This is a genomic window from Variovorax gracilis, assembly GCF_030317115.1.
GTDB lineage: Bacteria > Pseudomonadota > Gammaproteobacteria > Burkholderiales > Burkholderiaceae_C > Variovorax > Variovorax gracilis.
In genome coordinates this window covers 425,485-446,706 of record NZ_JASZYF010000002.1, presented here as the reverse complement: position 1 = coordinate 446,706, position 21,222 = coordinate 425,485, and the positions used below count along the sequence as shown (strand labels likewise).

Annotated in this window: 13 protein-coding genes; 5 read left to right on the top strand and 8 right to left on the bottom strand. The window is 67.2% G+C overall.

All coding sequences use genetic code 11. The features are described from left to right. The first annotated feature begins 11 nt into the window (after positions 1-11). Positions 12-1,154, top strand: coding sequence for an OpgC domain-containing protein (gene opgC, locus QTH97_RS07690; RefSeq protein WP_286567500.1), 1,143 nt, complete (start codon positions 12-14; stop codon positions 1,152-1,154). Here opgC and QTH97_RS07685 read toward each other — a convergent pair. Then, on the bottom strand, positions 1,131-1,895 hold the full coding sequence (locus QTH97_RS07685; protein ID WP_444813394.1) for an SGNH/GDSL hydrolase family protein: 765 nt from the start codon (positions 1,893-1,895) through the stop codon (positions 1,131-1,133). The genes opgC and QTH97_RS07685 overlap by 24 nt on opposite strands. A 170-nt stretch (positions 1,896-2,065) precedes the next feature. On the opposite strand from QTH97_RS07685, the gene QTH97_RS07680 reads away from it, so the two are divergent. After that, positions 2,066-3,364, top strand: coding sequence for a DUF4013 domain-containing protein (locus QTH97_RS07680; protein WP_286567498.1), 1,299 nt, complete (start codon positions 2,066-2,068; stop codon positions 3,362-3,364). Between the two features lie 15 nt (positions 3,365-3,379). Here the strand turns inward: QTH97_RS07680 and QTH97_RS07675 are convergent, their stop codons facing one another. The 5 genes from QTH97_RS07675 to argH all read right to left on the bottom strand — a co-directional run bounded on the left by QTH97_RS07675 (position 3,380) and on the right by argH (position 9,703). Further along, positions 3,380-4,846, bottom strand: coding sequence for a rhomboid family protein (locus QTH97_RS07675; protein WP_286567497.1), 1,467 nt, complete (start codon positions 4,844-4,846; stop codon positions 3,380-3,382). A 17-nt stretch (positions 4,847-4,863) separates the two neighbouring features. Then, positions 4,864-6,237, bottom strand: a complete 1,374-nt coding sequence (locus tag QTH97_RS07670) for a UDP-glucose dehydrogenase family protein (RefSeq protein ID WP_286567496.1) — start codon at positions 6,235-6,237, stop codon at positions 4,864-4,866. Between the two features lie 4 nt (positions 6,238-6,241). Further along, on the bottom strand, positions 6,242-7,213 hold the full coding sequence (locus QTH97_RS07665) for a UDP-glucuronic acid decarboxylase family protein (RefSeq protein ID WP_286567493.1): 972 nt from the start codon (positions 7,211-7,213) through the stop codon (positions 6,242-6,244). A 33-nt stretch (positions 7,214-7,246) separates the two neighbouring features. Then, complete coding sequence (locus tag QTH97_RS07660; protein ID WP_286567491.1) at positions 7,247-8,083, bottom strand: glycosyltransferase family 2 protein; 837 nt, start codon at positions 8,081-8,083, stop codon at positions 7,247-7,249. 222 nt (positions 8,084-8,305) lie between these two features. Next, positions 8,306-9,703 carry an argininosuccinate lyase gene (argH, locus tag QTH97_RS07655; protein WP_286567490.1) on the bottom strand — a complete coding sequence of 466 codons (1,398 nt, stop codon included), beginning with the start codon at positions 9,701-9,703 and terminating at the stop codon, positions 8,306-8,308. Between the two features lie 49 nt (positions 9,704-9,752). On the opposite strand from argH, the gene QTH97_RS07650 reads away from it, so the two are divergent. From QTH97_RS07650 to QTH97_RS07640, 3 genes are read left to right on the top strand one after another with little or no spacing between them, the layout of a single operon-like run. Beyond that, entirely contained in the window at positions 9,753-10,841 is a 1,089-nt protein-coding gene (locus tag QTH97_RS07650) for a sensor histidine kinase (RefSeq protein ID WP_286567570.1), read from the top strand. Then, a complete protein-coding gene (locus tag QTH97_RS07645; protein WP_286567488.1) occupies positions 10,838-11,590 on the top strand; it encodes a LytR/AlgR family response regulator transcription factor in 753 nt (250 codons plus the stop codon). The genes QTH97_RS07650 and QTH97_RS07645 overlap by 4 nt, the downstream gene beginning before the upstream one ends. Continuing rightward, positions 11,587-12,774, top strand: coding sequence for an AI-2E family transporter (locus tag QTH97_RS07640; RefSeq protein WP_286567487.1), 1,188 nt, complete (start codon positions 11,587-11,589; stop codon positions 12,772-12,774). The genes QTH97_RS07645 and QTH97_RS07640 overlap by 4 nt, the downstream gene beginning before the upstream one ends. 24 nt (positions 12,775-12,798) lie before the next feature. Here the strand turns inward: QTH97_RS07640 and QTH97_RS07635 are convergent, their stop codons facing one another. Together QTH97_RS07635 and QTH97_RS07630 are read right to left on the bottom strand one after the other, a co-directional pair. Continuing rightward, on the bottom strand, positions 12,799-20,967 hold the full coding sequence (locus QTH97_RS07635) for a glycoside hydrolase family 94 protein (protein WP_286567486.1): 8,169 nt from the start codon (positions 20,965-20,967) through the stop codon (positions 12,799-12,801). Beyond that, positions 20,964-21,182, bottom strand: coding sequence for a hypothetical protein (locus QTH97_RS07630; RefSeq protein ID WP_286567484.1), 219 nt, complete (start codon positions 21,180-21,182; stop codon positions 20,964-20,966). The genes QTH97_RS07635 and QTH97_RS07630 overlap by 4 nt, the downstream gene beginning before the upstream one ends. Between the last annotated feature and the right edge of the window lie 40 nt (positions 21,183-21,222).

Here is a 21,222-nt window from a genome sequence, read left to right as displayed (position 1 = left end):
CACGCCGACTGATGAAACGTTACTGGGAAATCGATGCACTGCGCGGGCTCATGCTCGTGCTGATGACCATCACCCATCTGCCCACGCGCCTGACGGATCCGCTGGGGCAGCCCTTCGGCTTTGTGTCGGCGGCCGAAGGCTTCGTGCTCCTGTCGGCTTTCGTGGCGGGGCTGGTCTACAGTCGCATCAGCTACAACCGCGGCGTCGATTCCATGCGGCAGGCCTTCTGGCGGCGCGCGCTCAAGGTGTATCTGAGCCAGGCCGCGACCTTGCTCTTCCTGTTCACGATCATCACGGCTGTGAGCCTGCGCATCGACCAGCCGGCGGTGAAGAACCTGCTGTCCTTCTACCTGGCGAATCCGCGCGAGGGCTTCATCTTTTCGCTGCTGCTGGTGTACGAGCCCGCGCTGCTCGACATCCTGCCGATGTACATCTTCTTCATGCTGATGAGTCCGTGGGTGCTGGCCTTCGCGATGCGTCACGGCTGGGCCGGCGTGATGGTGGCGAGCGCCACCGTATGGGGGCTGGCGCAATTCGGGCTCAGCGAGTGGCTGTATGAACTGGCAGTCCGGTATGTGGGACTGCCCGTGCCATTCCATGAAATGGGCGCGTTCAACGCCTTCGCCTGGCAGTTCCTGTGGTTCACCGGTTTGTGGATGGGGGCCAGCCGCAATGCGCCCGCTGCGCAGCCCTTCCGCTTTCCCACATGGTTGCTGGTGGTGGCCGGCGCGGCCGCGCTGTACGGGTTCTACTGGCGCCACCACGGCATCAACGGCCAGGCGCCTTTCGGTGGCGACGTGGAACTCAACCTGCTGTTCGACAAGTGGCAGCTGGGGCCGCTGCGCATCGTGAATCTCGTCGTGCTCGGCATCCTGGCGATCCGCTTCGGTCCGGACTTCATGCGGCGCATCCCTCGCCTGCACTGGCTGGAGGCCATGGGCCGGGCCTCGCTGCCGGTCTTCTGCGCGCACCTGGTGGCGGTGTTGACGGTGTTGGCCGTCTTTGGCGACAGTCAGACCGCGCGGCCATGGTGGGGCGATGTGCTGCTTCTGGGCGCGGTGTTCTCGGGCCTCTACGGCGTGGCGCGGACCGTCCAGTGGTGGGACGAGCGGGGCCAGCCCCCCGGGGCACTAGCGGAGCCCTTGCGCGACTGAGGCGTCGACCCGCGTCGACGGGTCCGGCAGGTATTGCGCGATGACCGATTGCCAGAGCCGGTAGCCCTCGTCGTTCATGTGGAGCTGGTCGCCGCGGAACAGCTCGGCGCGGGGCCGGCCGTCGGCGCCCATCATCGGCGTGAACACGTCGATGTACTCGCTGTTGGGCAGGCGGCGAAGGTAGGCCGCGATCACGTTGTTGGTCTCTCGGACCTGCGGCAGCAGCTTCTCGCGCGAAGGGCTGGGCTTGACCGAGATGTACGCGATGCGCGTGTTCGGCAGCTCGGAGCGCACGGTGTTGGTGAAGTGCGCAAAGCTCTCCAGGATCTGCAGCGGCGTGCGGCCTTCGGCCAGGTCGTTGTCTCCGGCATAGACGAGCACGAGGCGAGGCTTGTAGCGCACCACCAGTTCGTGCACGAAGAGGCTGCAGTCGGCCATGGTCGAGCCGCCGAAACCGCGGTTGATGACCACCGGCTGCTGCCTGAAGTCCTGCGCGATATTGGGCCACATCCGGATGGTGGAACTGCCGACGAAAAGCACGCCGTCGCTGGCGGGAAGGGCCGCCCGGTCGGCGCTCGTGAAGGCATCGAGTTCGCTGCGCCATCGGGTCTGCGCTGCGAGGTAGGCGGAGGAAGAAGCTTGCGCCGCGTCGATCCCTGCGACGGATTGGGCCTGCGATGCCAGCGTCGTGAGCAACGCGAGCGAAACAGCGGCAAGGCGAACAGCTTTCATCGACACCATGGAAATCCAAACGTTCTTCGACCCGAAAGCGTTGGCGAGTTCCCTGCCAACGCGTTGTGAAATGGTAACGGTTCGAATGTCCGGGTACCGCGACACCGGGCGGCCGTACCTCGAAGAAAGGGAATTGCAACATGCTGAAACATATACTGGCATCCCTCCCTGGAGCGTCCATGCACGAGCAAAGCAGCCCTGCGCCTCGACCGTTCTGGCATCGCCTGAACACCTTCTTCGCGTTCCCGTTTCAGTGGGAGCCGCTGGCCTATGCGGTCGTGCTCGCGCTGTGCGCCTTGCTCGCCCATATCCTGATCTTCCTGCCGCGCGCGCTCGCCGTGCTGCTGGTCGAGCTCGGCATCCTGCTCGCGGCCACGCGCTATGGCTTCAAGGTCATGGCGCTCGGCTCGCGCGGCATCGTGCGCGCCAGCGACTTCCCGCGAACGCTGAACGACGAGTGGACGAACCTGCCTTGGAAGCTGTTCGCGCTGGTGCTCGCTCAGGGCTTCGCCGCCGGACTCCTGGGCGCGCTGAATCCCGTGCTGGCGCAAATCGCGATGCTCGTCGTCTCGTTCACCCTGCCGGCCACCATGATGGTGCTGGTGCAGTCGGGCAGCTTCTTCCAGGCGCTGAACCCGGTGCTCGTGTGGGAGACCATGCGCGCGGTCAGCTGGCCTTATGCGCTGCTGTGCGTCTTTCTTTTCCTGCTGAACACAGGCGCGCAGATCGCGCTGGTCATGCTGCTGCCGCTGATGAGCGGCTGGATCATGCTGCCCGCCATCAACTTCGTGATGATCTATTTCGGCTGGGTCATGGCCAGCCTGCTGGGCTACGTGATGTACCAGAACCATGCCGAGCTGGGCATCGAGCTGCTGCCGGGGGCGGGCGCCGACGATCGCCAGATCGACACACGCACGCCGGCGCAGATTGCCCAGCAGCAGACCGACGCGCTGGTCGCGCAGATGGTGACCGATGGCGACATCGCCGGTGCGCTCGCGCTGGCCTACGAGGCGCAGCGCACGCAGCCGGACGACCTGGCGGCCCGGCGCCGCTACCACCGAGTGCTGTTGCTGTCGCCCGACAAGACGGCCTCGCTGCTGGACCATGCGCGCCGGCTGATCGACATGCTGGTGCGCCGTGACATGGCATCCGAAGCGCTCAAGGTCTACAAGGACTGCCGCGAGAGGGATTCCACCTTCGCCATCGATGACCCGGCCGTCACACTGGCACTCAGCCGCATCGAGTGGCGCAACGGCGACGCACGCGCCGCGCTGGCGCTGCTGTCCGCCTTCGACAAGCGCTTCCGCGGCCACGCGATGATTCCGCACGCCTACGAGTTGGCCGCGCGCGTGCTGGTGCAGGGGCTGAACCGGCGCGACATGGCGCTGCCGATCCTCACGACACTGGAATCACGCTACCCCGACAGCGAGCAGACCTCCGAGGTCCGCTGGCTGCTGCGAGAGGTTCCGCAGGGCTGAAGTCCAGCCTTCGGTTCAGCCCTTCTGCAACGTGCGCGTGACCATGTCCTGCGGCGCGAGGCGCAGCAGATGGGGAAGCCAGTCCAGGGCCTGGTCGCGGCGGCCGGCCTGCAGCAGGCCATTGGCGCACAGCGAGAGGGTGTCGGGCAACTCGGGGTGATCGGGCGCGGTTTTCAGCAGCGCCTGGCAGAGCCGCTCGGCATCGACGAACTGCCGCGCCCGCGTGAATCGCCGGGCGAGCCGCGCCATGTCGTCCGGCTTCAGGCGTGCGCCCGGCCTGGCGTGATCGAGGTAGGTCTTGTAGCTCACGTACTGCAGTTCGAGCGTGACCGGATCGTGCGCCGCGAGCTTGAAGATGCGGTGCGCCGCACGATGGAAGTCCTCGCCTGCCGGCCACAGCCTGGCGGTGTTGAACCATGCGCGGAGCGTGTCGGCGTCGTCGGGCCGCAGCTTGGCCGCTGCGCGCCATTCGGCGCATGCCTCCTCGAACTTCATCCCGGCGGCGAGACGGCGCGCCGACGCGACGTGTTGCGCGAACGGATCCGGTGCGGCTTCGGCCGGCGCCGAGGGTAGCTGGAGCTGCCGCCACCGCATTGTGCCCGCCATGAGCAGCGCGCCGGTCAGCAGGCCGCCGAGGTGCGCCATGTAGGCAATGCCCTGGCCGCCGACGAAGTGCTGCAGCAACTCGTTGGCGATCCACGCCGGCAGCAGGATCAGCGCCGGGGCGGTGACGTAGTTGAAGTAGAAGAACAGTTGGTAGAAGAATCGGATGCGCCGCAGCCGGTACATCACCGCGTACATGCCCATCAGCGCCGATACCGCGCCCGAGGCACCGAGTCCGTAGCCGCCATTGCCTGCGTAGGCCCACGCGGCCAGCGCCGAGGCGCCCACCGCACCAAGCAGATAGAAACCCAGGTAGAGCGTGCGCCCCAGGGCCAGTTCGACCGAGAAGCCGAAGAGGAACAGGAAGAGCATGTTGCCCAGCAAGTGGCCGGTGCTGGCGTGCAGAAAGGCGGAGGTGACCCAGGTCCAGGGCTTGAACTCGGCGCCTGCGTTGTGGTCCTGTGCCCAGCGTTCCGTGAAGGGCGGGGGCAGCATCGATTCGTACTCGCGGCGCTCGTTCTTCCACTCGGCGTAGCGCGGATTGGCGGGCGTCACGACCGCATCCGCATGCAGCTTGTGGAGAAAGGCCTTCTCGCGCTGCAGCCCTTCGAGCAGGTGCTCGACGTCGCCGCGTGCGAGCAGCCGCTCCGCAGCGGGCGCATGCGGCGAGCCGGTTTCCGCGAGCCATTCGACGAAAGCAGGCAACTCCAGCCGGGGCAGCTCGCTGTGCGCATAGAAGCGGGCCGCGCGCTGCTCGGCCTTCTGCTCGGAGCGCTGCGGTCCCCAGAACACCAGCATGTTCACGAGGATGAGCAGCACGGTCATCCATGGCGGGTTGCGCCATGTCGGCCGGCTTTCGAGCGGGATCGCGTAGAACAAGTCGCGTCAGTCGGCGCTCAGAGGCTGTTGCGCCCGATGCCCTGGTAGATGACGCCGGCTTCCTTCATGTTGGTCGGCTCATACAGATTGCGGCCGTCGAAGATAACGGGCGATTTCATCAGCGTCTTGAGTCGTTCGAGGTTGGGGCTGCGATAGGCCTTCCACTCGGTCACGATGATCAGTGCGTCGGCACCGTCGAGCGCTTCCATCGGATCCTTGGCGGAAGTGAAGCCGATGCGTTCGAGCAGTGAAGGCGCATCCGCGAAATCGAGCTGGAGCACGCGCTGTGTCTCGTGGACGGCAATGGGGTCGTGCGCCACCACGCGCGCGCCGGCGCGAAGCAACACGCCGATCACCACGCGGCTGGGCGCCTCGCGCATGTCGTCGGTGTTCGGCTTGAAGGCCAGCCCCCAGAGCGCGAAGGTGCGGCCGCTCAGGTCGGGGCCGAAGCGCTCCAGCACCTTGTTGGTCAGCACGCGCTTCTGCTCGTCGTTGACCGCCTCGACCGATTCGAGCACGCGCAGTGCCTGGCCGTTGTCGCGCGCGATGCGTGTCAGCGCCTGGATGTCCTTGGGAAAGCAGCTTCCGCCGTAGCCCGTTCCGGCATAGAGGAAGCTGTAGCCGATGCGTGGATCGGAGCCGATGCCCTGGCGCACGGCCTCGATGTCGGCGCCCACGCGGTCGGCCAGGTTGGCCAGCTCGTTCATGAAGCTGATGCGGGTGGCGAGCATCGCGTTGGCCGCGTACTTGGCGAACTCGGCGGAGCGCACGTCCATCACGCGCGTGCGCTCGTGGTTTCGGTTGAAGGGGGCGTAGAGCCGGCGCATCCAACCCAGCGCCTCGCGGCCGTTGTCGTCGTCGCTGTAGCCGATGACGATGCGGTCGGGCCGCATGAAGTCCTCGACTGCCGCGCCTTCCTTCAGGAATTCGGGATTGCTGACGACCGAGAAGCGCAGGTCGGAACGCCCGCGCTTGTCGAGTTCCTCCTGGATCACGGCGGTGACGCGGTCGGCCGTGCCCACGGGCACCGTCGATTTGTCGACCACGACCTTGAAGCCCTCCATGTACCGGCCGATGTTGCGGGCCGCGGCCAGCACGTACTGCAGGTCCGCGCTGCCGTCCTCGTCGGGCGGCGTGCCCACGGCGATGAACTGCACGTCGCCGTGGGCGACGGAGGCTGCGATGTCGGTGGAGAACGAGAGTCGCCTGGCCGATACGTTCGATTCCACGAGGTCGCCGAGGCCCGGTTCGTAGATCGGGAGGCCCCCTTCGTTGAGCGTCGCGATCTTGCGCGGGTCGACGTCGAGGCAGAACACATGGTTGCCGATGTCCGCCAGGCAGGCGCCGGTGACGAGCCCGACGTAGCCGGTGCCAATGATCGAGATATTCATGAGTTCAGGCCGCCTTGGGTTCAGAGAGGATCTGGTCGAAATACGCGATGGTCTTCGTCAGCCCTTCCGCCAACTGGGTGTGAGGCACCCAGTCGCCGAGTTCCTTCTGCGCGAGCGAGATGTCGGGGCGACGCTGCTTGGGATCGTCCGCCGGCAGCGGCATGCGCACCAGCTTGCTCTTGGAGCCTGTCAGCTCGATGACCTTGTTGGCCAGCTCCAGCATCGAGAACTCTCCCGGGTTGCCGATATTGATGGGGCCCGGCACTTCGTCGCCGGTGTTCATCATGCGGAGCATCGCTTCGACCAGGTCGTCCACATAGCAGAAGCTGCGGGTCTGCTGGCCATCGCCGTAGATGGTGATGTCCTCGCCCTTGAGCGCCTGCACGATGAAGTTCGACACCACGCGGCCGTCGTTCAGGTGCATGCGGGGGCCGTAGGTGTTGAAGATGCGCACGACCTTGATGCGCAGCTTGTGCTGGCGGTGGTAGTCGAAGAACAACGTCTCGGCGCAGCGCTTGCCCTCGTCGTAGCAGCTCCGGATGCCGATCGGATTCACGCGGCCCCAATAAGCCTCGACCTGGGGATGGATATCGGGGTCGCCGTAGACCTCGCTGGTGGAAGCCTGCAGGATCTTGGCGCGCACCCGCTTGGCCAGCCCCAGCATGTTGATGGCGCCATGCACGCTGGTCTTGGTGGTCTGCACCGGATCGTGCTGGTAGTGGATCGGCGAGGCCGGGCAGGCGAGGTTGAAGATCTCGTCCACCTCGACGTAGAGCGGGAAGGTCACGTCGTGGCGCATCAGCTCGAAGCGCGGGTGGTCGAGCAGGTGTTCGACGTTGCGCTTGGTGCCGGTGAAGAAGTTGTCCACGCACAGGACGTCGTGCCCCTGTTCGATGAGCCGGTCGCAGAGATGGCTGCCCAGAAAACCGGCGCCGCCGGTGACGAGCATTCGCTTGGAAGCGTTGTATTGCCGCATGTGCGTGATCACTCCTTAAAAAGATCCATCGGATCAGGGTTGCTGGGACCGCTGTTCGTACATCTTCGCGTCGACCAGCATCCGGAACCACAAGGCCTGGAAGAAGGCGAAGTAGAAGCCCGTGCGGCCATCCAGGAAGCCGAGCCGGAAGACGTAGCGGTAGATGAAGTAGCTGAGCGAGCGCATGCCCGTCGGCAGCTTGTAGTAGAGCTCCTTGATGTAGCGGGTGCGCTCGCGGGCATCGCCCGTGAGGCGCGGCTTCAGCACGTTGTCACCGCTCACGCGAGGGCCGAGCTTCTCCTTGGCCTCGGCGTCGCTCCAGCGGTTGTGGCTCGCGATCCAGTCGCTGAGCCGGGCCGAGTTCTTGTCGTGCATGAAGCCATTGAGCCGCCCCGGCTTTGCGGGACTGATGAAATGCTGGTCGTAGAGCCGAGACTCGCAGCGCCCCAACCCTGAGCGGAACAGCCTCAGGTGCCACGGATTGACGCCGCTGAAGCGCAGCATCTTGCCCATGAAGTAGTCGCGGCGGCGTAGGAGATAGGCGTCGAATTCGGGCGTGCCCGAAAGCAGGGCATTGATTTCATCCACCGACCGGTCATCGAGCACCTCGTCGGCGTCCAGGTGGAGCTGCCAGGCATAGGCGCCCTCGATCTGGTCGATCGCCCAGTTGCGCTGGTCGCTGTAATTGGAGAAGGGGCGCTGCACGACGGTGCATCCCAAGGCCTCGAGGATGGCGGGCGTGCCGTCGGACGAGTGAGAGTCGACCACATAGACGTGGGGGCTCACCTTCTTCGCTTGCGAGACGGTTTCCCGAATGATCGAAGCGGAGTTGAAGGTCAGGATGACGACGACGCAGCGGGGCAGTTCCATGAGGTTTGGGCGCTCGGTATGCGATTCGGGCGGTGGGGCTTGCCACCTACCTAAGCGCGAAGCGTGCCAAACTTTAGCACTACATTCTTACGTTTTGGAACACATCCGACGGCCGGCAGTACTCCTCCCAACGGCCTATGACCTCGGGTTGCTGCTGTTTTGATAGCGGGGCGACCAATGCCGGCGTGGCATCGGTCGGGTTTCGGGTAAACCCGAGCGGCCTCAGGCCAGCCGCTTCCGGTGCCGTGCGATCTGCTGGCGAACCTGCGCCGGTGCGGTGCCGCCCAGGATATTCCGGGCCGTCAGCGAGCCGCGCAGGCTCAGCACGCCATACACATCCTTCTCGATCGTCGGATTGAAGGTCTGCAGCACCGCCAACGGCAGCTCCGACAGGTCCACCTTGTGCGAGATCGCTGCCTTGACCGCGTGCGCCACGGTTTCGTGCGCGTCGCGGAAGGGCAGGCCCTTCTTCACCAGGTAGTCGGCCAGGTCGGTGGCGGTCGCATAGCCGCGCAGGGCGGCGTTTTCCATCGCTTCGGGCTTGACCGTGATGCCGCCGACCATCTCCGAGAAGATGCGCAGGGTGTCCTTGAGCGTGTCGACGGTATCGAACAGAGGCTCCTTGTCTTCCTGGTTGTCCTTGTTGTAGGCCAGCGGCTGACCTTTCATGAGCGTGATCAGCGCCATCAGGTGGCCGACCACCCGGCCGGTCTTGCCGCGGGCGAGTTCGGGCACGTCCGGGTTTTTCTTCTGCGGCATGATCGAACTGCCGGTGCAGAAGCGGTCCGCGATGTCGATGAAGCCGAAGGATTGGCTCATCCACAGCACCAGTTCCTCGCTCAGGCGGCTGATGTGCACCATGGCGAGCGATGCGGCTGCCGTGAATTCGATGGCGAAGTCGCGGTCGCTCACCGCGTCCAGGCTGTTCTGGCACACCTCGTCCATGCCGAGCGCGCGGGCCACGGCCTCGCGGTCCAGCGGGTAGCTGGTGCCGGCCAGCGCCGCGGCGCCGAGGGGCAGGCGGTTCACGCGCCTGCGCACGTCGGCCATGCGTTCGGCATCGCGCGCGAACATCTCGACGTAGGCCAGCATGTGGTGCCCGAAGCTCACGGGTTGCGCCACCTGCAGGTGCGTGAACCCGGGCAGGATCACCTCGACGTTCTTGTCCGCGATCTCGATCAGCGACTTCTGCAGGTCCACCAGCAGGCCGCCGATCAGGTCGATCTCGCCGCGCAGCCAGAGGCGCACGTCGGTGGCGACCTGGTCGTTTCGGCTGCGGCCGGTGTGCAGGCGCTTGCCGGCATCGCCCACCAGCTGGGTGAGGCGGGCCTCGATATTCAGGTGCACGTCCTCGAGGTCGAGCTTCCATTCGAAGGCGCCGGATTCGATTTCCTCGCGAATCTGCTTCATCCCGCGTTGGATATCGGCGTGGTCCTGCGCGCCGATGATCCCCTGCGCGGCCAACATGCCGGCATGCGCAAGAGAACCCTCGATGTCAGCCTGCCACAGACGCTTGTCGAAGAAGACGCTCGCGGTGTAGCGCTTGACGAGGTCGCTCATCGGTTCGGAGAACAGGGCGGACCAGGCTTCGGATTTCTTGTCGAGTTGGTTTTGAGTCATGGGAACCGTTCGGGAGGCAATAATGGGTTTGTCACCCATTGTTTCTGTGATGCGCAACCCGTCGATTTTATCGGCCACCCCTTCGTCGTCGTCCGCGGCGGCCCCGCCAGCGCCCTTGCAGGCCAGGGCGCGCGTGCCCGCGCGCGGCCGCGTGGCGCTGTTCGACGCCTGCCAGATCGGGGTCGTGCTGCGCGCGGTGCTGTTCGTCGAGGTCGTCGTGGCGGTCGCCACCCTGTTCCTGGCGCCGACCTTGTCGGAGTGGCTGCTGCTGGCCGCGACCGTGACGGGCGGAGCCTTGCCCGCCACCCTGCTCTGGCTCCTGATTGCATGTGCGCTGAAGAAAGCACTCGGCCGCTTGCCGCTGCGCGCGCAGTACGCGGCAGGCGCCTTGCTTGGCGCGGTGGCCGGGCTCTACGGTTGCGCCTTGCTTCGCCTGACGGGCGTGGTCGGCGGCGCCCCCTGGGTGGCGAGCGCCCTGGCCGGTGCCTTGTTTGCGGGGCTGATGATGGCGGCGCTGGTACTGCGCGCGCGCGGACAGACGCCGGCGGCGACCACGGCGCGGCTCGAGGAACTGCAATCGCGCATCCGGCCGCACTTTCTCTTCAACACCCTCAACAGCGCGATCGCCCTGGTGCGCGAGGAGCCGGCCAAGGCCGAAGCGATGCTGGAAGACCTGAGCGAACTGTTTCGCCAGGCGCTGGCGGACCCCGGCGAGTCGGTCACGCTCGCGGACGAAATTGCGCTGGCCCAGCGCTACCTCGCGATCGAACAGGTGCGCTTCGGCGAGCGCCTGCGCATCCGCTGGGACATCGACCCCGAGGCCAACACGGCCCGGCTCCCGCCCCTGCTGCTGCAGCCGCTGGTGGAGAACGCGGTCAAGCACGGCGTCGAGCCGAGCCCCGAAGGCGCCAAGCTGCGCATCCGCACGGAACGCCGCGGCGGCATGGTGCTGATCGAGGTGGTCAACAGCCTGCCGCCCTTGCGCTGGGCCGACCAGCCCTTGCCGCGCGGACACGGCATCGCCCTGGACAACGTGCGCGATCGGCTGCGGCTGCTGCACGACATGCAGGCGCAGTTCAACGCCGGCATGGACCAGAAGAGCTATCGCGTCCGAATTGCCATTCCCGCAGAAACATGACTCCACTTCGCACCTTGATCGTCGACGACGAAGCGCTGGCGCGTTCGCGTCTGCGTGCTCTGCTGGCCGACTGCCGTGCTCCCGCGGCCGAGGTCGTCGCGGAGGCGGCGCATGGCGAGGGTGCGCTCCACCATCTGGCGAGCACACGCTTCGACCTCGTGCTGCTGGACGTCCACATGCCCGGCATCGACGGCATCGAACTGGCGCGCAGCCTGCGCAGCCGGCCGGGCGCGCCGGCGGTCGTGTTCGTGACTGCCTTTGCAGCGCACGCGGTCACGGCTTTCGAGTTGGAGGCCGTGGACTACCTGACGAAGCCCGTGCGGGCCGAGCGCCTGCAGCAGGCCCTGCAGAAGGTGGAGCGCCACCTGAAGGATCGGCGGCCGGCCGCGGTGCCGGACGAGCCCCAGGATGTCCTCATCATCCAGGACCGCGGCCGCACCGAGCGGGTGCCGGTGTCCGAGGTGCTCTACCTGAAGTCCGAGTTCAAGTACCTCACGGTGCGTACCGCGTCGCGCAGCCATATCTTCGATGGCTCCCTCTCCGAACTGGAGGAACGCTATCCGACGCGCTTCGTGCGGGTGCATCGCAATGCGCTGGTGGCGCGCGCGGCCATTCGCGCGCTCGAAAAGTATGACGACGGCGAGGACGCCGAAGGCTGGGCGCTGCGGCTCGACGGTATCCCGGAGCCTGTCGTGGTGTCGCGCCGGCAGCTGTCCACGGTGCGCGAAGTGCTCAAGGAGCCACGGTGAGCGCCCAGCCCGATCAGAAAGCCGATGAAGGGGTCGACCCCAAGGACGAGGCGACCGTCGAGGCCCAGCAACCCGATCGCGTGCTGCTGCACATGCCGGTGGACGTGCGCAGCGCGTCGCTGGTGGTCCTGGCGGTCCTGGCCACCGTGTTCGCACTGCACTGGGCTGCGGCGGTGTTCATTCCGCTGATGGTGAGCCTCCTTCTGACCTATGCGTTGGCACCGGTGGTCGACAAGCTCGAACGCTGGAAGATCTCCCGCTGGGTCGGCGCCGCCATCATCCTGCTCGGTATCGGCGGCGCTTTCGGGTGGACGGGCTATTCGCTGTCCGGAAGCGCCTCCGAACTGCTCGATGCGCTGCCGGTCGCGGCGCAGAAACTGCGGGTCGCCATGCGATCCAACACCCGCGCCACCGACGCGAACGCGCTCGACACCGTGCAGAAGGCCGCGGCGCAACTCGAACAGGCGGCCGAGGAGAACTCGGCCAAGGTCGCTGCGCGCAAGGGCGTAGCGCGCGTGATCATCGAGCGCCCCTCATTCAACGTGCGCGACTACATGTGGAGCGGCACCATCGGACTGATCGGTGCCATGGGGCAACTCACGCTGGTGGCCTTCCTCACCTTCTTCGCGCTGGGGTCGGGCGACACCTTCCGCCGCAAGCTGGTCAAGATCACCGGCCCCAGCCTGCAGAAGAAGAAGATCACCGTGCATGTGCTGGACGACATCACCAAGCACATCGAGCGCTACTTGCTCGTGCAGATCCTCACCAGTGCGCTGGTGGGCGTTGCGACCGGGCTCGCGTTCTGGGCCATCGGGCTGGAGAACGCGGCGGTGTGGGGCATTCTGGCGGCGGTCACCAATCTGATTCCCTACATCGGGTCCGTCATCGTGATGGCAGCGGCGGGGCTGGTCGCTTTCCTTCAGTTCAACGGCATCCAGATGGCGCTGCTGGTCGGAGGCACCTCGCTGGTGATTCACACGCTCGTGGGCAATCTGCTGGTGCCGTTCCTCACGAGCCGGACGAGCCGGATGAATCCTGTCGCGGTGTTCGTCGGCGTGATCTTCTGGGGATGGCTCTGGGGAATCTGGGGACTGCTCCTGGGCATTCCGATCATGATGGTCGCGAAGGCCATTTGCGATCACGTCGAGGATCTGCAGCCGATCGGGGAATTGCTGGGGGAGTGATGGGCAAGCCTGCGGGCGAGCAAGCTAGCCCACCCGCACCACGGCCTCTTGCGGAAGCACGCGCCAGATGATCCATGCGCCGATCGCGAGGTGGTGCGTCGGCTTCGCTGCGTCGGGCGGATCGCCGTGCTGCAGCGTGAACCTCTTCCCGGCCAGGCGCAGAACGATCTCGAACCCCGGCCAATCGTCCGGCACTCTGGGCGTGAGCGAAAGCTGATCCCCGCGAACCGACAGTCCCAGCAGCGTCTCGACCGCGGCCCGGTGCATCCAGGCTGCCGAGCCCGTGTACCAGCTCCATCCGCCGCGCCCCGCATAAGGCGCCGCGCCGTACACGTCCCCGGCCATCACGTAGGGCTCCAACTCGTACAGCGGCCCGCGCTCCGGATGGCGCGCGCGATGCGCGGGGCTCAAGCCTTCGAAGCTCTGCCATGCCGCTTCGGTGTCGCCTTGCAATGCCTGCGCCATCAGCGCCCACACGGCGGCATGCGAATACTGGCCGCCGTTCTCGCGCACGCCGGGCGGATAGGCCTGGATGTAGCCGGGGTTGTTGGCCGACCGCGCCAGCGGCGGATGTAGCAGGCGCATCAGGCCGTGGGGCCTGTCGTGCAAGTGCTGCTTCATCGACGCGAGTGCCTGTGTCGTGTGCTTCTCGTCGGACGCGCCCGAAAGCAGTGACCAGGCTTGCGCGATCAGGTCGATGCGGCATTCCTCGTTGCTCGACGAGCCCAGAGGCGCGCCGTTGTCGAAGAAGGCGCGCCGAAACCAGGCGCCGTCCCAGCCGGCGGCGTGCAGGGCGGTGATCCAGCCTTGTCGCGCCGTGAGCCACCGCCGCGCCCGCGCGTGTTCGCCGCGCGCCTCGGCGAAGGGCGCGAAGCGCTCGACCACGCTGCACAGGAACCAGGCGAGCCAGACCGATTCGCCGCGGCCCTCGTGGCCCACGCGGTTCATCCCGTCGTTCCAGTCGCCCGTGCCCATCAGCGGGAGGCCATGCGCGCCGGTCGCGAGGCTGCGGTCGATGGTGCGGGCACTGTGCTCGTAGATGGTGGCGGTGCGGCTGCTGACCTGAGGCGCGTAGTAGGCGTCTTCCACGCCGGGCGGAATCTCCGGGCCTTCGACGAAAGGCACGACTTCGTCGAGCACCGACCGGTCCGCCGTGACGTCGACATAGTGCGCCGCCGCGTAAGGCAGCCACAGCAGGTCGTCTGAAAAATGCGTGCGCACGCCCGCGCCTCCGGGCATGTGCCACCAGTGCTGCACGTCGCCTTCGGGGAACTGCCGCGCCGCGTTGACGAGGATCTGTTCGCGCAGGCGCGCCGGGTCGGTCAGCGCAAAGGCGAGGGCGTCCTGCAACTGGTCGCGAAAGCCGAAGGCACCGCCTGCCTGGTAGAAGCCGGCCTTGGACCAGAGCCGGCACACCAGCGTCTGGTAGATCAGCCAGCGGTTCACCAGCGCATCGAAAAGCGGGTCGGGCGTCCTCACCTGCAATCGGCTCAGCAACTCGTCCCAGAAGGCGCGCGCTTGCGTCAGCGCCTCGGCCCCGTCGCGCTGTTGCCAGCGCCTTGCCAGTTGCATGGCCGCTTCCGGGTCGTCCGCGTGTCCCAGCATGAAGCTGAAACTGGCGCTCGCGCCGGAAGCGAGGCTGAATTCACCGGCGATCGCGGCGCAGGCATCGAGGCCGCTGCCGCCGCGCCCGCCGAGGGTATCGGGCAATTCGATCGCGCCGCGGCCGGCGAAGAACTCGCTGCGATCGCTGGTCCATTGCGTTGCGCCGTTGAGTCCCGCGAGTTGCAGGAAGCCGGTGCTTCCACCGAAGCCGGCGCTCGATTCCCGCTGCTGGCCGAACACCGCCGCCAGGTCCTCGGGCTTCCATGTGTGGACGGTGCGCCGTTCGCCGCGTGCTGCGCCGAGTTGCCACTCGACCATCGCTACGGCCCGCATGCGGCGGGAGCCGATGCCCTCGTTGCGGATGTTCACGTGCACCAGCTTCATCCGTTCGTCGCGGTCCGCAAAGAAGGTGGTCTCGAGCACGACGTTGTGGTGCAGGCACTCGAACACCGTGTAGCCCTGTCCGTGGCGCACGCGGTGCCGCGCCGCGACGACGCCGCGGCCGGCAGGCGTCAGGGGAAACAGTTCGCGCGAATCGAGGTCCTGCAGCAGGTAGTGTTCGAAGGCCGGGTCCTGCACGGGATCGTTCGACCATGGCGTCACCTGGTGCAGGCGGCTGTTGGTCGCCCATGTGTAGCCCGTGCCCGATTCGGAGATCTGGAAGCCGAAGGAAGCATTGGCGATCACGTTGACCCAGGGCCGCGCGGTGCGGCGGTTCACGTCGACCTCGAACCGGAATTCGCCGCTCTCGGCATCGAATCCACCGTGCGGCGCGACCCATGCGTCATCGATGTGCGCGGTGGGCGGAAGCGTCGAAAGCGCGACGCGAGGCCCCATGTCCTGGTCGGCGGGCCCGACCGCAGCCTCGCGCAGCGCTGCCACCTGTGACTCGAGCGCGCGCCCGTCGGCAGTGAAGACGACGCGGGCGAGGCTCGACAACGCGGCCTTCTCCGAAGGCGCCACTTCGGCGTCGCGCAGCAGGTAGAAGCCGGCGGCGTCGTTGCGCGGAAAGCTGTTCTGCGTCTGCTGCGCGACGCGGTTGCGCAGCGCCTCGATGTCCCTTTGCAGGGGCATCAGGTAAGAGTGCGGTTCGCCATTGAGCACCACGAGGTCGCAGGCGACGCCGCCGAAGCCCCACCAGGGCTGTGCGCGCAGCAGTGTGTCGACCAGTCCCTTGCCCGCCATGGAGTGGATATAGACCAGCACGATCGGCTTGTCGCCCGAGATGCCGAAGCGCCAGATCTGCCGCAGGTCGATCAGGCCCCGGTCGCGCATCGCGCGGGGCGTGGTGTAGGTCAGGATGGTGGTGAGGTCCTGCAGCGCGAGGTTCTTCGCGGGGTCGATGCTGAGGTCGCGCAGGCGGACCTGCGCCAGTGTTGCGGCCATGCGCGTCGCCCGCTCCACGTGCATCGGCTGCAGGTAGCGGTCGATGCAGGGCATGAGCGCTTCGACATCGTCGTCGGCCGCGGTCGCGAAGGTCACGCGCGCGGTGGCCCCCGGCGCGATCGACAGGCGCACGCGCAGGCAGGCGATCGGGTCGAGGCCGTTGATCGGCGTGCCGTCCGCCGCCAGCGGCTGCGGATCGAGCGAAGGCGTGGCGAGCGTGCGGTTGCGTCCGATGAAGGCGCGGCGGTCCGTCATGCAGTCGATGGAGAGTACCTGCGCATCCACCGATGCCACGAAGTGCGCCGCCGCGACGACCGGATCGCCATGCAGGCGCGGCTTGCGCGTCATCAGCAGCGCGCGCCAGCCCGGGTCCCACCGGCTCTCGACGAACAGGTTCGCGAAGGCCGGGTGCGCCTCGTCGGCCTTGGGGTTCGACAGCACCGGCTCGAGATACGAGACGAGTTCCAGCGTGCGTGTTTCGTTGCCGTTGTTGTGCAGCGTGACGGTTCGCAGTTCGGTGTCGTCCTCGGGGCTGATGAGCACGGTGATGCGCGCCTGCAGACCCGGGCCCGTCGCGTCGAACTGAACCTGGTCGGCGAGGAAGCGCGCCCGGTAGCGCCAGTGTTCGCCTGGGGCGGGCAGCGCGGTCAGCGAGGTGAGTGTGCGACTGTCCGCATCGCGAACGTAGAAGAAGGTGCCGTAGCCGTCGCGCAGCGGGTCGTCCCGCCAGCGACTCACATTGAACGAGCGCCAGCGGCTCACCCCCGCACCGTTGGCGCGCAGCGCCACGGTGTAGCTGCCGTTCGAGAGCAGGTGAGTGGGCTGGAAGCCGGGCCCCATCGGGTCGACCACGCGGGGCTGGAAGATCGGCGGCGGCTCGCCCGTCGCCGGCTCGGGCGGCGTGCGCGGATCGGCACTGCCGATGATCTGGCGCGGCGTGCGCTCGTGCAGCAGCGACGCGTGCGCCTCCACCAGCGGAGCGCTGCCGAACCAGCGGCGCGGCGCTGCGCTGCGCACGGCATTGCACAGGGCCACCAGCGTCATGCCGTGGTGATGCGCCATGACATTGCGCACGACGGTGTAGGGCTGCCCGGCCGGCTGGCGCGAAACGGTGAAATCGACCGCGTCGAAGAAGCCGAACTCGCCGCGCGCGCCGAGCGATTCGAGCAGGGTCAGGTTGACCACGGCATCGGCCGGTCGGAGCACAGCGGCCATCGCCGTGGCGTACGGGGCGATCACGCGGTCGGTGGGTGGCGTGCGCCGCAATGCGAGCCGCGGCACGCCGAAGGGCGAATACTGGTAGGCGAGCGAATGGTCCTGTGCGAAGTAGGCGGATTCGGAGATGCCCCACGGGAGGTTCTGCACTGAACCGAAGCTCTGCTGCTCGCCGATGGCCGCGAGGTTCGCGACCTGCAGCAAGCCGCCGTGCGGCTCGGCCATCACGAGCGTCGGCATCAGGTACTCGAACATCGAGCCCGACCACGACTTGAGGCCTGGTTTCACGCCGACGGAGAGAAAGGGGCGGCCCAGCGCCATCCAGTGGCGGCGCGGCACGTCGCCCTTGGCGATCGCCAGGAAGCTCAGGAGCCGAGACTCGGAGGCGAGCAGGTCGTAGTAGCTCGCATCGAGCACGTTCTCCTCGACTCGAAGTCCGATGTGGAAGAGGTGGCGCTTGGTGTCGTACAGCCCGCGGAAATCCATGCCTGCGCACAAGGTCTCGCAGCGCTGCGCCAGCGCTTCCATTCCTGCGGGGTCGCCGTCCACGGCCGCGAAGGCGCGACATGCCTGCGCGACCGCGATCAGATGGCCCGCGAGGTTGCCGCTGTCGACGCTCGATACGTAGGCCGGCGGCAGCATCCGCAGCGAGCGCGTGTCGTACCAGTTGTAGAGATGGCCCTCGTGCTTGTCGAGGCGGTCGATCGTGTCGAGGGTGGCGGCCAGCCGCGCGGCGAGCCCTTTCGTGTCGATCCAGCCGAACTCGCGTGCGCAGCAGCACGCCAGGAGGTACATGCCGACATTGGTCGGCGACGTGCGGTGCGCGACGGTGGGCTCGGGTTCGAGCTGGAGATTGTCGGGCGGAAGATGGTTGTCCTCGGGGCCGACCACATGCTCGAAGAAGTGCCAGGTGTCGCGTGCCAGGGCTTCAAGGTAGCCGCGCCGCTCGGCGGTCAGTTCGCCATCGGTGACCGTCGGCGCGCGGCTGCTCCACCATGCAGCGATCGGGGCGAGTGCCCATAGGCCGAATAGCAGCGGGCCCGTCCATGGATGCGGGCTCCACCATGACGCCATGGCGAGCGCGAGGCACGCGGTGCTGGCCAGTGCACCGCCGCCGCCCACGAACGCGGGCAGCTCGTAGCGCGCCTGCGCCTGGGCCTGGGCGGCCGTGGTCCATTCGAGCAGGTGGCGACGGCTCACCGCAAGTCGCCATGCAGCGCGGAGAGATGCATCGAGCAGCAGGCGCGTCTGCGCCGCCAACTGCACGAATTGCCATGCCGCGCTGGCCAGGGCGCGCAACAGCTCGGTTCCGCCAACGTCGAAGAAGTGCGGCAGCTCGATCGAGCGCCGCGTCGGCACCAGCCCGGCGAGGGCGCCCAGCAAGGGACCGAGGGCGAGCGCCGTGGCGACCGCAGCCAGCGCCCAGGTCAATGGAATCGAATCGGTGAAGATGACCCAGGCGAGCAATGCGGTCGATGCCGGCACCACCATGGCCCGGCGCAGGTTGTCGCTCATCTTCCAGAGACCCAGTGCGTCGATGCCGAAGCGCCGGGCGCGCAGCATGAGCGGCAGCAGCTGCCAGTCGCCGCGCGTCCAGCGATGCACGCGCGACGCAGCGACGCCGGCGTGGTGCGGATGGTCCTCGATCAGGACCAGGTCGCTCACCACTGCGCAGCGCGCCACGGTACCTTCCAGCAAATCGTGGCTGAGCACCGCGCCGTCGGGCATGCGCTGGTCGAGCGTGGCATGCACGGCGTGCACATTGAGCAGGCCCTTGCCCGTGAACGAGCCGGTGCCGAAGACGTCCTGGTAGAGGTCGGACGCGCTGTTGCTGTAGGGGTCGAGCCCGCACTGGCCCGCGAACATCCAGTGGAACAACGAGCGTTCCTCCAGTTCCGGAAAGGGCGTGACGATGCGCGGCTGGAAGATGCCGAAGCCCGCGACCACGCGTCGCCCGGCTTCATCGATCTGCGGTGTGTTCAGCGGATGCGCCGCGACCGCGACCAGATCGCGCAACGTGCCCGGCGGCAGGCCGGTGTCGCTGTCGAGGGTCATCACATAGGGGATGCGATCGGCGAGGTGCTGTCCTTGCGCCGCGGGCACGAAGCCGCCCGCGTCGCCGACGGCCAGCAGGCGCAACAGCATTTCGAGCTTGCCGCGCTTGCGCTCCCAGCCCATCCAGCGCTGTTCGGTGTCGGACCATGTCCGCGGACGGTGCAGCAGCGTGAAGCGCGGCGGCAAACCCGCCGATGCGGGGTAGGTTTCGTTGAGCGCGGCGATGCGCCGCATCGCATCGTCGAGCAGGGCTGCATCGCCCGGCATGGAGGCTTGCGGGGCATCCGTCCAATCGGTCAGCAGCGCGAACTGTGCCTGGTCCTCGCGGTTGGCGAGCCAATGCAGGTGCAGACGATGAGCGAGCTGGGCATTGGCCTCCAGCGAACTGAGCATCGACGGGACCACCACCAGCACGCGGTGGGCTTCGGGGATGCCCTCCGCGAAGTCCAGCCGCGGCAGCGCGCGCACGCGGGTCGATTCGGCCACGATGCGGTGCACCAGCGCGATCACCGATTCGGAAAGCGGCCATGCCAACAGCACCAGTGCCACCACCGAGGTCCAGGCCGCATCGGGCCAGCCAATGCGATCCAGGCCGTGGATCGAAGCGGCCAGCATCAGCGCCGTGCCGACGACGATCGTCAGTGCGTAGAGCGGCAGGCGCCAGTTGCGATGGGAAAGCCGCCGCAGCGACAACGGTACCGCGCGGTCGCCGCCAGCGGGCGCCAGCGCTGCGATCAATGCCCTGCGGCCCTCACCGAAGAGGTAGTAGCCGGCCGTCCGGTCGGCCAGGGACCAGCGCGTCTCGTCGTTTTCCTGAGTGAGCGGGTTGCCGGCGGCTTCCAGCGCGAGGCGCACGACCGCTTCCGCGATTTCGCGCTCCGGCTGGCGCAAGGCGCGCGCGACTTGTTCCATCGCATGCGTGATCTGCTGGCGCGTGAGCTCGCTCTCGCGGCCGTAGCTGGGCAATTGCCGCAGCACCCGCAGCGAGCGGCTGACCGGCTCGATCAGGTCGGCCCATTCGACCTGGCCGATCATCCGCAGGGTGGTGATGATGTTGCCGACCGTGAGGTTGGCGGCGGCCTGCGCCGTCTGTGCGTCGGCGATCAGCGCGGGTCCGTTCGGGCAATGCTGCTCGGTCCATTTCAGGAGCGCGGGCGCACTGTCGCCGTGCTCCACCGGCAGGCGCTGCCAGAGCTGGGTGAGGTAGCTGTCCTGCATGCCGCGGCTTTGCAAGGCGCGGTAGAGAACGTCCAGGTCTTGCATCGACAGGCTCGCGGCCGAGTCCCACACCGCGTGCGCGACCTCGCGCGCGACCTTGCTTTCGGCGATGCTTTCCGCAACGCGGCGCAGGTTCTCGAGCAGCACGACGCGCAGCGTGGTCGGCAAGGCCCACAGCTCGCCCAGCGTGAGTTCGTCGATATCCTGATAGGCGTTGAGGAAGGCGGTGAACAGTTCCTTGTTCAGCACGCTGTCCGTGTGTGCCACGTAGGCCCACGCGATGCCGTAGACCCGCGGGAGGCCGGCCAGGGGCGGTGCTGCCAGCTTGGGCAGGCGCGCGTAGTAGCTGCGCGGCACGCCCTCGCGGATCTGCTGGAGTTGCGCCTCGACGAGATGGAAGTTGTCGAGCAGCCATTCGGCCGCCGGCGTCACGTAACGCCCGCTCTGCGAGATCAGCGCGATGTAGTCGAAGGCGCTGCGCAACGATGCGAGGTTCGTCTCGACCCGCGGAAAGAAAGGCGTGGCATCGCCGCGCGAACTCCCGTGCTGAACGACCTGCGCGCGTGCCAGGCTGTGGCCGTGCTGCTCGAAACGCTGGGCGCCGAACAACTCGGCCCGGATCGGGGATTCGACCGGCTCGTGCGGACCCAGGAGCAGCTTGCGTGCGTAAAGGCTCAGCGAATCGAGCCGGTCGACGACCGCCGCGGCGCTCAAGCGATCACGAAGAGGCCGATGGAGAGCGCCACGGCCACGCAGGCCATCGTCACGATGCGGCCGGCGGCGACTGAACGGACCCGCTGCAGATGGCCCCGGACCGCAAACCATCGGCCTTGTGCCAACGCGCAATGTCGCATGTGGGATGCCAGCGCATCGAAGTCGCCGCTGACGAAGTCGATTGGTGGACGGGCAAGCGATTGCGGGGTAGACATGGCGAAGATTCCTCTGAACGGCACGTGAGCCGCCGCGCGA